The following is a 12,115-nucleotide window of genomic DNA, read 5'->3' on the forward strand; positions in this document are numbered from 1 at the left end:
CCCGGAACGGTCAGGAGATGGTCGAACGGGTTGGCCGGGGCCTTGAGCCCTGATGTTCAAGCTGACGGGCTTGGTGTGACTCGCGGGCTGAGATGGCCACCGCAGGCTGGTATCAACTCACTCGGCCTGTCTCCACCCGTGCGGGAGACGGAGGGTAGGCACTGCCTTCCTCGTTGGCGCCTTGCGCGCATGCCGGCCGTTACCTGAGCTCATAGATCAGAAATGTGTCCTTGGCCTCCTGGGCCAGGATCAATAATCCGGTCGTGCCGGGTATCGGCACGATGCGCCCGATGCGTCCCCGAGGAAGGGCGGATCTGGTCCAACGGCCTCCTCGGAAGTTGAGGACGTACGATGGGCCGCGATCGGGGTTCGCCGCGATCCACACGCCGCTCACCTTGTCGGCCCGGATCTCGGAGAGTGCCATCGAGTCGAACGGCGGGTTCGCTTCCAGCCAGCTTGCGCCGTTCCAGTGCAGGACCACCTTGCGCACGCTCGGGCCCCCTCCGCAGGGGGCGACGCTGCCCAGGGCCCACACTTCGTTCCTGGCGCTGGCAGCCAGTTTCTCGAGGTTGAGCGCGGGTTGCGACGGGTTTGCACACCACCCGGGCCCGCGCTGCGGCAATGAAAGGAGGGGCGAAGGCGAGGGCAACGGCGCCCAGCGGGAGCCATCCCGGCGTACCACCCGGAGTTCGCCGTAGCCCCAGCTGTCCCTGATGAGCGCCCACATCTCGCCGTAATCGGCCGCGGCGACGTCCTCCACCAGGTCGAGGTCGCCGAACGAATCCGGCTTGCGCACTCTCCGCCACGAGGCACCATCCCAGCGGCTGAGGGCGGCCCCCGCGTAGTCATCCGGATCGCCGGTCTCGGCGACCCACACCTCATTGCGGCTCGTGATGGCGACCGAGGCCGCCGCGTATCCGCTTCGCCACGGTCGTGCCACCCACCGGCCCTCGACCAGTTGCCAGGGACCGTTCGCATCGAACGCATCGAACAGCCACAGATCATCCCCAGCTGGTGAGGTGGCAAGCGTCCCGAAATTCCTGCTCATGCCCTTGGGTAGTACGGCAGGTCGCCAGGATGCGCCATCCCACCGCAGGAGGGAGATGGGTGCCGCAGGCTCGCGTTGGACCATCGCCCAAGCTTCGTTCGGGCCCGTCGCGGCTATCGGTCCATAGACTCCTACTCCCCGCCCTGTATGCGTCAGCCGCCAGGTGGCCGCTGCATTCTCCACTTGCGGGGCGGGCATCTGCTCGTCGGCACCACATCCCACGAGCAGTAAGAGGAGCACAACGAGGACCTTCATGAAAGATCACCATAAGGGAAGCCGTAACGTGATTGTTGGTCTCTGACCCAGTCTCCTCGATGGAGCCTTCCGGCAGGCTGAAAGCTCATCGCACCTTGACGATCAGCCACGCGCCCATCTTGGACCAGCATCCGGCGGAGAGGACGCTGTCAGCTCTCACCAACATTTTCGCGTCAGTTGATCATCTACCGCTGTTCATACTCAATGCGGTGCGGCGATCAACTCGCCAGCTTGCGTCAATCGGTGACGTGGGCCAGCACGCGGCGGTTCGGGCATGCACGAACTGCGGCCTCCTGCTGCCGGAGGAGTCGCGGTCGTCGCGGCGGTATTGCTCGCCTGCATGCCGGGCGCAGCAGTGGCGTGAGCTGCGGCGCTCCAGCGCCGAATATGCCGCGGCGGTGGACGAGCTCGTGGCCCAGGGCGTCGGCCGGGGACCGACCGCCCGGGAGGTTCAGCGTCCGCGGCCGCGATCGCGCTGTCCGGTGTGCGGGCGGAAGTGGTGGGCGGGCCTGCAAAAACGCGCCGATGTCAAGATGAAAGCGGCAGCTCGGCAGAGTGGCTTTCGGAGATCGAGAAGCTTCGAGCGGTGCTTCAGGGTCGGTGACGTTAGTCCTGGCTGAAGAGGTACTCGCCGTCGTTGCCGCCGAGCAGAAAGACGAAGCGGTCGGCGTCTGCGCAGAGGTCGGCGGCGTCATAACCGGGGCACCCGACGAACTGTGCGAATCTGGCCTTGGCTTGGTCGTCGGTGGTGAGCCAGTCCTTGATGAACTCGAGCATCTCGCTGAGTTCGATGGCGTCCATGGCATCGAGCTTGACCACCTTCATGGTTCGGTGACCGATAGCAGATGCCGGGCGGCGGCCTGGGGGTTCGGCTATCCGGGTGTGTGCCTCCAAGCCCCACTGGAGCTCGGCTTTGACCAACGGGCGAAGCCCGACCAGGTTGATCTGGTTCGGGTTCGGGGGAGGTCCCTGCTGGGCGCACCATCGCTGGAACTCCCGTATGTCGTCGGTGAGGACCGGAACAGGCTGGCCCTGTCTCTCGTAGTAGCGCTCCCAGAGGTCAGGGAGCCGAGCGCCGCCCGGCTGGCCCTGCTCGCGATACGACCTGTCGTGGAAACGGCAGAGCCCGAGAGGGGTCGTTGCCATGCGTTCGCAGGCTGTGGTCCCGCAGTTGCCGTAGGGCGGCAACGCGTCCTGTTCCGCGGCCCAGGTGTCGAAGTCCTCCTCTGTGCCTCCGTACCGGAGGTGGTGGCGCCAGCGGCGCATGTGTCGTGTGCAGAGCTGATGCTCGTTGGCGAAGGCGGGCCGACCGGGGCAGACCCTACAAGGAGGGGGCTCGTAGCCCTCAGCGCGGGGCAACGGCGTGGCCAGTCGTCGGAAGGCCGCTCTGGCCTCGTCTCCGGGGTTCTCCGAGGAGAAGATCGTCCACTCGTCCCGGTGGGCTCCGCAGAGATCGATCTGCTGGTTGACCCGCGGTCGTTCGCACTCCAGCACGCTGCAGGCCCATTCATAGACCGCGTGATCCGCCGGAAGGGTGATGACGTCGCTGCGGAAGAGGGGATCGAACGCCGGTCCGTTGATCAACGCCTGGAGGATCTCGAGGCGGTCCTGCCGACTCGATCGGCCTGCTGATCGGCGAGGCCGAGGGCTGCCGGGCTCACGGTGTCTCGCCCCAGACCGAGTTGAGCGCCCTGGTCATCACCGGGTCGTCGATGTCGGCGTGTCCGTAGACCTCCTCGACGGTGGTCGCCGAGGCCCATCCGCCCGGGCCACCAGCGAGTTGCCACCGCTGGCCCGCAGCGCACCGGTTCCGAAGTCGTGCCTGAACTGGTGCGGCGTGATCCGCCCCAGCTCCAGACGCTTGCCCGCGCGCCGCAGCAGCTTCCGGGCCGAATCACAGGTCCAGGGCAGCCCGGCCGTCGGTCCGGTGAGGTTGACCAGGAGCATTCCGTGGGTGGCGTCTTCCGGGTATTCCGACGTCATGTACTCGAAGTAGGTGCTCACCATCGCCGGGCTCGCTCTGCGGATGGTCCCGCCGCGGATGCGCCGTCCTCGAAGAACCAGTCGTGTTTCGTCTTGACGCGCGAACCGTTCGGGTTGCCCTCCCGGTGGCAGATGTGGATGTGCGCCGCCCGGCACTCGCGGCAGAGCGCGTCCTCTCGGAGGTGCAGATCAACCAGGTGGAGACTGGTCAGCTCTCCGATGCGGAACCCTCCATCAGCCAGCCAGGTCACCACCATCCTGTCCCGGGCGGTGTCGAACTCCTCTACCAGTGCCTGCCGGGCGCCGTCCGGAGTCATCTTGGGGTGACGCTTCACGCGGCGTTTCGGCCGGAGCGGGTTGGCCGGCATCTCCTGGAGCACGTGCCCGAGGAATGCTCTCTGCCGATCGGCCTTCGTCGGCAACCGGGACCCACTCAGCACCGCGCCGAGATCCTTGTTTATCCCCAACGTCGAGGCCTGGAACAGGTAGAACCGCTTCAAAGCGGCGGCTGCCGTGTCCAGCGTGCTCTGTCGATAGGGCTTCTTATTCACCCGCCACGGCGAGCCGAACGGACCCGCAAACTCCGCGCCCACCGCGCCCATGTAACGGCAGACGTCCCGGAACGCCACCGTCTCCGGCGAGAGTCCTTCCTGTCGAAGCCACCGAAGGTGATCGACCAATAGATACGCGTAGGTCTTCGCCGTACCCACCTCAAGCAGCCGGAGAAGCCCATCTGCCGCTTCGTGGACGATGCCGTCCGACCCGACGATCGTGTACCCGGAACGGCCATCCCGCCGACGCACCTCTTGAACCCTCAGGTCGTCGATCACGACCCTCAACCGGTTCACCGGGCAACCCCACCGGACATGGTCACGAACCGAACACACAAAGTGATCATGGCTGGTTAATGTAGCGGCGACGTCCTTGAACGACGGTCAGGAACACGTCAAGATCACAGCAGGGGTGGGCTGGTTAAGTGGAGCGGTGGCGTCCCCGCGCACGCAGGCGATGACGGTCATGGCCTAGTCTTCCATCGGCCGCGACTCGTCGAGGATGTCGACAGCGTGCGGTGAGCCGTCGGAGAAAGCATCGGCCACCATCGCGGCGAACTCCTCAGGGGTGAGGACCGGGATCCCCAACGCCTGGGCCTTGGTGAGCTTGCTTCCGGCCTTGGCTCCCGCCACCAGCAGCGAGGTCTTGGCTGACACGCTGGAGGACGCCTTACCGCCGGCGCGCTCGATCACCTCGTTCATCTGGTTGCGCGACAGCTCACCCAGCGGTCCCGACATCGTCCCGGTCACCACCACGCTCTGCCCGGTCAGCGGCAGCGCCCTGGCCGTCGCCGGCTCCTGCTCTCCGCTGGGAGCGGCTCCCGGCTCGACCATGTTGACGCCGGCCTTGGCCAGCTTGTCGATCAGAGGTGCCAGTTCGGTCAGCTCGGCCACGATGACTGGAGCCTTTTCGGGCCCGAGACCGTCCACTCGCTGGATCGCCTCAGTATCGGCCGCCCGGATGGCCTCCATCGTGGCGAAGTGCCGCGCGATCCGGCGGCTCATCGAGCGGCCAGTGCCGCGCACGCCCAGCGCGCAGAAGACGCGGCTCAGCGGGCGGCTCCTGGCCGTCTCGATCGCGGCCAGCAGCTTGGTGGCGCTGACCTCGCCCATGCGCTCCAGCGTGAGCAGCTGCTCACGGGTCACGAAGAACAGGTCGGCGAAGTCGGTGATGAGCCCAGCGTCGAGCATCTGCTGGATCCGGCTCTCAGCCAGGCCTTCGATGTCGAGCTGGTCGCGGCCGACGGCGTAGCCGATCGAGGCGATCGCGCGGCAGGCGCGGCCGCGCACGCATCGCCACCGCTCCTGGGACCTGTCGATGGCGTCACCGCAGGACGGGCACACCTCGGGGAAGACGATCGGCCGCTCGGCGCCGGTGCGCAGGTGCACGACCGGGGACTCGACCCGGGGGATCACGTCGCCGGCCTTGTAGACGACGACGCTGTCACCGAGCATGAGGCCGCGCCGGGTGATGTCGGCGACGTTGTGCAGGGTGGCGTAGGTGACGACGCTGCCGTCCAGCTCGACCGGCTCCAGCACCGCGCGGGGGGCGATGACTCCGGTGCGGCCGGTGTTCCACTCCACGCCCACCAGCTTGGTGATCTTCTCGACGGCGGGGAGCTTGTAGGCGATCGCCCAGCGGGGCGCCCGCGAGCTGAACCCCGCCTGCCGCTGGTCGCCCGCCAGATCGCACTTGATCACGATGCCGTCGATGCCGAACGGCAGCTCGGCCCGCTCGGCGGCGATGTGCTCCACGCGCGCCTGAACCTCGTCCAGGGTGACGGCGACGACCCCGGCGACGGGTGTGTCGGCGGTGGTCCGCACACCCTGCCCGGCGACCCACGCCATGATCTCGCTGTGCGGCAGCTCACGCAGCCGCACCGCCTGCTCCGAGTCGTCGCCGGGATCGGGCAGCGCGCCGTAGGCGAAGAACGTGAGCTCGCACGTGTACGGCCGGTCCTGGGCGCGCAGGGTGCCGGCGGCGGCGCTGCGCGGGTTGGCGAACGTGCTGCCGTCGTGCGCCTGACGCTTGGCGCACGCCTGCTCGAACTGCTCGGTGGTCATCATGACTTCGCCGCGCAGCTCCACCGTGACGGCGTCGGCCAGCCGGCCGGGCAGGCCGACGACGGTGCCGATGGCGTGGGACACGTCCTCACCGGCGGTGCCGTCGCCGCGGGTGACCAGCTGGACCAGCCGGCCGCCGCGGTAGCGGGCGGAGATGGCCAGGCCGTCGAGCTTGGGCTCCACGCTCCAGGAGGTCACCTCCCGGCCGAGCCTGCGCTCCAGCGAGGCCGCCCAGTCGGCCAGCTCCTCGGGGCCGAACACGTTGTCCAGGCTCAACATCGGCACCGTGTGGGGCACGTCGCCGGTGACCGCGCCGCCGGCCACCTTGCCCGTGGGCGAGGACGGCAGCACGTGCTCGGGATGCTCGCGCTCGTACGCGGCGATGCCGCGCACCAGCTGGTCGTAGGCGTCGTCGTCGAGCGAGGAGTCACCCTGGCCGTAGTAGGCCGCTGCGGCGTCGGCGGCGAGCTGCACGGACGCGGCGTAGGCGGCCTGGTCCGAGAGCTCGGTGTGGGGGGGAGCGTCGATCATGCGCTCATCGTGCCGGGCGGCTCCGACATTTCTCCGCCGGGCGGGCGAGGCCACCGGATCTTCGTTCATCGGCTGACGGTCTTCCTGACGTTAATTGTCGGTGGTGATGGTTAACGTGCCCGTATGAGCGACGCGCACCACCCGATCGAGGGCGAGCAGTGGCAACCGGGTGATCTGGTCCTGGACGCCGAGGGCGGCCTGTTCGCCCGCGCCGGCCTGGGCGACGAGGCCGCGGGCCGGCCATGGGGCTACCCCCGCGACCAGGTGCGGCTCGTCACAGGGGAGACACACGTACCCGAGGGCCGCGTCCCGGAGACCACGCCGGCGCGCCCGCTGACGCTCCTGGCCCGCGACGGCCGGCCCGCCCTGCCGGCCGTCCCCGACGACGCCTCCAGCGTGACGGGCACCGCGGCCGCCGACGCCGCGGCCTCCACGGGCGTCGGCGGCCTGTTCCTCGCCGCGACCGCGTTCGACCCCGACGGCGCCGGCGACCCGCGAGCCGCCAGGTTGCGCGCCACCCTGCTCGACAGCGTCGTCATCGTCGACAGGCCCCAGGTGCTGGGCGAGATGTTCGGCGGCGCCGCGGACGGGCTGCTGGTGGAGCTGGCGAACTGGAACGAGCGCAGCATGGGGGAGAGCGCCTGATCCCGTGCCGGCCGTGTCCGGCGCGGGGGAGGGGGCCGTGGGAGGAGCTCCAGCGCGACCTGCGGAGCTCTCCGCATCTCGAGGTGCGCCGAGAGGCCCGGGGCGCCTTCCCCGGCTGAGTCGGGAGGCGACCCGGCCGTGAGAAGATCCATCCGCATATGTACGGGTTCGGAGTGTGGAGGGGATCGATGTTCGCGACATCGCTGGGTGACGACGGCGCGGAGTTGCGGCCGCTGGAGCCGTGGCTGGCCGAGGAGTTCCTGGCCCACATGGACCGGGGGCGGGAGTTCGTCGGGCAGCACGTGGCGCTGGGCGACATGGTCACGGACCTGGAGTCGGCTCGCCGGTTCCTCCAGGCGTACGCGGACAAGGCCGCGGCCGACGCCGGGCGGATCTACGGCATCTGGACGGACGGGAAGCTGGTCGGCGGAGTGCTCTTCCGGACCATGGACGTCGCGCAGGGCACCGCCGAGGTGGGCTGCTGGCTGGAGCCGTCGGCCGTGGGCAGGGGCCTGGTGACGCGGGCCGCGCGCGTGCTCATCGACTGGGCCGTCGAGGCGCGGGGCGTCCATCGCGTGGAGTGGCACGTCTCGGCGGCGAACGAGGCCAGCATCGCCGTGGCCCGGCGGCTGGGGATGACCAAGGACGGGGTCCTGCGGGAGAGCTTCCTGTACCGGGGGAAGCGGCAGGACATCGAGGTCTGGTCGGTGCTCGCGCCGGAGTGGCGGGCGGGCGGGCAGACGTCGCGGGGCCCGGTGGCACGGCAGGCGACGTGACCCGCGCGCGCTAGTCCACGGCCGCCACCCGCACCACGTACTTGCCGTTGCCGCGGCCGTCGGCGAGCAGCTGGTGCACGGCGGGCACGTCGGCCAGCGAGCCGACCCGCGTGACCGCGACATCGAGCCGGCCGGCTCCGACCAGGTCCAGAACGCGTCGCAGGCCCGCGGCCACCCGTTCGGGAGCCGACCGGCTCAGGCTCGTGATGCTGAAGCCGCCGATCGCGACGTTGCCGCCGATGAGCCGCCCCGCCGCCGGCAGGGGAGCGGGCTGCCCGCCGCCCGCGTTGCCGAAGATGACGATCCGCCCGCCCGGTGACGTGATCGCCAGGTCGACGTCGAGCAGGCTGGTGCCCAGCGGGTCCAGGACGACGTCCACGCCGTTCCCGCCGACGGCGGCGCGTACGGCCCCGGCGAGCTCGGCGCCGCGGGGGAGGACGATGTCGTAGCCGCTCCGCCGGGTGGCATCGACCTTGTCCGGCCGGCCGACGGTGCCGATGAGCGTGCCGCCGCCCAGCGCGGGGACCAGCTGCGCCAGAGCGCCCCCCACGCCCCCTCCCGCCGAGTGCACCAGCACGCTCTCTCCGGGGGTGAACCGCGCGGCATCGGTCAGCAGCAGCAGCGCGGAGGTGAACACCATCGGCGTGCCCGCCGCCGTCGGCAGCGGGATCTCCTCCGGCACCGGCACGGTCAGCGCCGCCGGCGCGATCGCCACCTCGGCCAGGCCGCCTCCCGGTGTGAACGCGACCACCCGCTGCCCCGCCACCAGGCCGCCGACGCCCGCGCCGACCTCCCGGACGGTGCCGGCCACCTCGAGTCCGGGCACGTACGGCCAGGCCGGCGCGTAGCCGGGATCGCCGCGGCGGGCCATCACGTCCATGAAGTTGACCCCGGCCCAGGCGACGTTGATGCTCACCTCTCCCTCGCCCGGCCGTGGTTCGCCGATCTCCTGAACCTCCGTGCGGTCCGATCCCGCCGACGGCGCGGTCATCACCAAGGCACGCATTCCGGCCCACTCTCTTTCGATGTTCGTCGTACAACGAAAGTCGTACCATGCTTGTACGACGTTTGTCGAAAGAGAGAGACGACATGCCCCGATCGAACAGCCGCCGCCCAGCCCTGGCCCACCCGGACGCCGACGCGTTCGACGTGCTCGACATCCTGCACGCGCTGGCCGACCCCACCCGCATGACGATCGTGCGGACCCTGCGCGCCGCGCCCGAGCGGGCCTGCGGCACCTTCCCGGTGGACGTGGCGCCGTCGACGCTCACCCACCACTTCCGGGTGCTCCGCGAAGCCGGGCTCATCCGCCAGCGCGAGGACGGCAACCGCCGCTGGACCGCACTGCGCCTGGACGACCTCGACGCCCGCTTCCCCGGCCTCCTGGACGCCATCGTGAACGCCTACGCGCCCGAGGACGAGGCCGCCGAAGGCTGACCGGGGCTCGCCGGCCCCATACAACCGCAATAGGGGCAAGATGGCTTGTCCCCGGACGGCGTCGTGGCGCCTACCGTGACAGCACCCCCAGTCCGAGGAGCCACGATGCCCAGACCCCTCCGTCTCGCGCTCTCTCGTCCTCACCGCCGCGTTCCTGCTCGCCACCTCGCCCGCGCAGGCCGCGGCTCTCGTCAGGGTCCTCCGGTACGACGCGAGCGGGGCCGCCGAGTTCCGCGGCGCGGTGGACCGGGCCGCCCAGATCTGGAACTCGAGCGTCACGAATGTCCGCCTCATCGCCGGAACCCCCGCCGGCTTCGTCGTCGTCGCCGACAACGGCTGGCCCCGCACCCTGCCCACCAGCCTGGGCCGGGGCACCATCTGGATGGGCCGGCAGGCCACGTCGCAGGGCTACGACGCGGTGCGCATCGCCGCCCACGAGATCGGTCACATCCTGGGGCTGCCCGACCGGCGCACCGGCCTCTGCTCCGACCTGATGTCCGGCTCCAGTGCCCCGGTGAGCTGCACGAACGCGTACCCGAGCACGGCCGAGCGGGCCGAGGTGGACCGTAACTTCGCCGGCGGCACCCCGCTGGTCGACTTCGGCCGGCTGCACGTGGACCGCTGAACCCAACGGAGCCAGGGCGGCATCCGAACACAGGTGCTTATGGACACGGCGCGTGACTGACTGGATACTCAACGTGTCAGCCCCTTTGCCCCCTGCGATCACTTCACCACCGCCAGCACCGCATTCGCCGGCGTGCCGTGTGCTGCCCGGAGTCGTGCCCGTCAGGGGACAGGACAGAAGGAGAACGATGCAGTCGAAGAGGTTCCTGGCCCTCCCCCTCACCGTCCTCGCGGCGGTGGCGTGCCTCACGACGACCGCCGCCGCCAGCGCGGCACCCGCTCCGGTCGCCGCGGCCGCCCATCAGTCGGCTCTGCCTCCCGGCTACCAGCTCGTCACCCTGCCCAACGCCAACGTCCCCAACTTCCAGCGCCGCACGCTCTACTGCCCCGGCGCCAAGAAGGTCCTCGGCGGCGGCGCCGAGGCGCGCGGCAACCGGGCGATCCTGGTCGGGTCGTTCCCCACCGATGACGGCCGCGGCTGGATCGGCATCGGCCGCCAGGACGGCTACAACGACGTCGGCATCAGCGTCTTCGCCATCTGCGCCGACTGACATCGGGCTCCGCCGGCCCCGGTCGCTCCACGGCCGGGGCCGGCTCCATGCCTGGCGCCCGGACCGGCGTGACGCGCGTCACCCTGTCGATAAGATCCAATCCCGGTCGCCCGTCGAAGAGGCAGGAGAATGCCCGTGTCCCAGCCGAGCGGATACGCCTACACCCATGGAGCGCTGACCCGCACCGCGTTCGACATGAACGAGGTCGCCGAGTGCCTGAGAGCGATCCGCCGGATCATCGAAAGCGACTGCGCGCTCCCCACCGGCGCCCTGGGGTGGGCCGCGGAGATGCAGCGGCGCGGGTACGCGGAGCAGCTCACGAGCTGGCTGGAGGAGATCGACTACGGCGTCAAGGAGGGCGAGGCCATCGCGGAGCGGGCGGCCGCGACGGACCGGACGTACGCCGGAGCCGAGTCCGTCCGGCTGCGCGACCTGCTCCGCGCGATGGGATGGGCTCCCGACGCCGCGGGCCGCTTTCGCGAGCAGCCGGAGGTGGCGCGCGCGCACTACGACTCCTCGTCCACGTCGGACGGAGCGTGGCTGCCGAAGGCCCTGCTGGGCGCGGGGCTCGTCGGTGCGGGATTCGACGCCTACGCGCTGAAGAACAACCCGGCGTGGAGGACGCTGTCCCGCGAGAAGCGCCGAGCCGGCAGGCAGTCCAGCGCCCTCTACACGCTCAGTCACGCGACCGAGGAGTCCGGCGAGGCCGCACGGCGCGCGCTCCCGGGCGACCCGAAGAGCTGGAACCTCTACCACGACGGCAGGGGCTGGCGTGCCTACCCGTCACAGTCGGGGGTGCTGAGCCGCTCGACCACCAGTGTGCTGACGCAGGCCAGACGCTTCTCGCTGGCGGCGATCACCGCGGCCGCGGTGTGGGAGATGCTCGTCATCCCGTCGGACGAGGCGCTCGACCGGGTCGCCAACGCCTGGGACGAGATCCACCGCATGTGCCGCCAACTGTTCGGCAGCGACCTCCCCGCCATCAAGGAGGCGGCGACGGCCGTCTGGGACGGGGCGGCGATGAGCGCCGCCGACAAGCGCATCCTCGGGGTGATCTACGGCGGCAATGATCTCGCCGACTACGCCAAGCACGTCTCCGAGCACGTCGGCGGCCTCATCGAGCAGCTCAACGCCCTGCACAAGGCGGTGTTCTGGATCTCCGCCTCCACGGTTGCCCTGCTCGCCGCCCACGCCCTGCTGTCGTTCATCCCCGCGGCGCGGGTCGTGGCCGAGATGCTCGGCCGCGCGCTGACCTCGCTGGTGCTCGTGATGGCCAACCTCGTGCCCGCCATCATCGCCATCCGGTTGGTGGGCTCTCTGCAGATGAACGTCCCGTCGCGGGTGTTCCCCCGCCTGGGGGTGTACGGGTTCATCCCCGAGCCCTGATCCGCCGGCCGGCCGTCCACGCGGCCGCACCTCACCCTCGGGCCGCCGTGGGGCGGCCGGCGCTCAGGGCGATCTCCCTGTCCGCATGCTCCCGCACGCCGTCGAGATCGTCGGCGATCTCGGCGCCCGCCACCGCGTCCGGCAGGTCGTCCTCCATCCGCCGCGGCGGCCGGTACCACAGCCCCGGCGCGCCGCTGCACACGGTGCGGGCGAAGGACGTCACAGACAGGCACACGCCGTCGTGACACAAAGTTGCCATTCGAC

General features: G+C 70.2%; 13 protein-coding genes. 6 read left to right on the plus strand and 7 right to left on the minus strand.

Going from position 1 to position 12,115, the window contains the following annotated elements; genetic code table 11:
- Positions 1-199: 199 nt before the first annotated feature.
- From AB0H64_RS35640 to ligA, 5 genes are all read right to left on the minus strand, one after another.
- Positions 200-1,048 carry a hypothetical protein gene (locus AB0H64_RS35640; RefSeq protein ID WP_357633617.1) on the minus strand — a complete coding sequence of 283 codons (849 nt, stop codon included), beginning with the start codon at positions 1,046-1,048 and terminating at the stop codon, positions 200-202.
- A gap of 861 nt (positions 1,049-1,909) precedes the next feature.
- Positions 1,910-2,887, minus strand: coding sequence for a hypothetical protein (locus AB0H64_RS35645; protein ID WP_357633619.1), 978 nt, complete (start codon positions 2,885-2,887; stop codon positions 1,910-1,912).
- Positions 2,888-3,001: 114 nt separating this feature from the next.
- A complete protein-coding gene (locus AB0H64_RS35650) occupies positions 3,002-3,310 on the minus strand; it encodes a hypothetical protein (protein ID WP_357633621.1) in 309 nt (102 codons plus the stop codon).
- Positions 3,304-4,116: a hypothetical protein gene (locus AB0H64_RS35655; RefSeq protein ID WP_357633624.1), complete on the minus strand. Its 813-nt coding sequence runs from the start codon at positions 4,114-4,116 to the stop codon at positions 3,304-3,306. The genes AB0H64_RS35650 and AB0H64_RS35655 overlap by 7 nt, the downstream gene beginning before the upstream one ends.
- Positions 4,117-4,308: 192 nt before the next feature.
- Positions 4,309-6,432: an NAD-dependent DNA ligase LigA gene (gene ligA / locus AB0H64_RS35660; protein ID WP_357633626.1), complete on the minus strand. Its 2,124-nt coding sequence runs from the start codon at positions 6,430-6,432 to the stop codon at positions 4,309-4,311.
- A gap of 123 nt (positions 6,433-6,555) precedes the next feature.
- Here ligA and AB0H64_RS35665 point away from each other — a divergent pair, with 123 nt between their 5' ends.
- Both AB0H64_RS35665 and AB0H64_RS35670 read left to right on the plus strand, forming a co-directional pair.
- Entirely contained in the window at positions 6,556-7,077 is a 522-nt protein-coding gene (locus AB0H64_RS35665) for a hypothetical protein (protein WP_357633629.1), read from the plus strand.
- A gap of 188 nt (positions 7,078-7,265) precedes the next feature.
- A complete protein-coding gene (locus AB0H64_RS35670) occupies positions 7,266-7,853 on the plus strand; it encodes a GNAT family protein (protein ID WP_357633632.1) in 588 nt (195 codons plus the stop codon).
- 10 nt (positions 7,854-7,863) lie between these two features.
- Here AB0H64_RS35670 and AB0H64_RS35675 read toward each other — a convergent pair whose 3' ends face one another.
- Entirely contained in the window at positions 7,864-8,769 is a 906-nt protein-coding gene (locus AB0H64_RS35675) for a zinc-binding dehydrogenase (RefSeq protein WP_357633633.1), read from the minus strand.
- Positions 8,770-8,942: 173 nt separating this feature from the next.
- Between AB0H64_RS35675 and AB0H64_RS35680 the strand changes: the two genes are divergently transcribed.
- From AB0H64_RS35680 to AB0H64_RS35695, 4 genes are all read left to right on the plus strand, one after another.
- On the plus strand, positions 8,943-9,290 hold the full coding sequence (locus AB0H64_RS35680; protein WP_357633635.1) for a metalloregulator ArsR/SmtB family transcription factor: 348 nt from the start codon (positions 8,943-8,945) through the stop codon (positions 9,288-9,290).
- Positions 9,291-9,531: 241 nt separating this feature from the next.
- On the plus strand, positions 9,532-9,915 hold the full coding sequence (locus tag AB0H64_RS35685; RefSeq protein WP_357633637.1) for a snapalysin family zinc-dependent metalloprotease: 384 nt from the start codon (positions 9,532-9,534) through the stop codon (positions 9,913-9,915).
- Positions 9,916-10,102: 187 nt separating this feature from the next.
- Positions 10,103-10,465, plus strand: a complete 363-nt coding sequence (locus tag AB0H64_RS35690; protein ID WP_357633639.1) for a hypothetical protein — start codon at positions 10,103-10,105, stop codon at positions 10,463-10,465.
- Between the two features lie 135 nt (positions 10,466-10,600).
- The gene (locus tag AB0H64_RS35695) at positions 10,601-11,851 is read left to right on the plus strand and encodes a hypothetical protein (protein WP_357633641.1); all 1,251 of its coding nucleotides are present in this window, start codon (positions 10,601-10,603) and stop codon (positions 11,849-11,851) included.
- Positions 11,852-11,882: 31 nt separating this feature from the next.
- On the opposite strand, the gene AB0H64_RS35700 is transcribed toward AB0H64_RS35695, so the two are convergent.
- Entirely contained in the window at positions 11,883-12,074 is a 192-nt protein-coding gene (locus AB0H64_RS35700; protein WP_357633643.1) for a hypothetical protein, read from the minus strand.
- Between the last annotated feature and the right edge of the window lie 41 nt (positions 12,075-12,115).

Source organism: Nonomuraea sp. NPDC050733 (genome assembly GCF_040654215.1).
In the GTDB taxonomy this organism is placed as follows: domain Bacteria; phylum Actinomycetota; class Actinomycetes; order Streptosporangiales; family Streptosporangiaceae; genus Nonomuraea.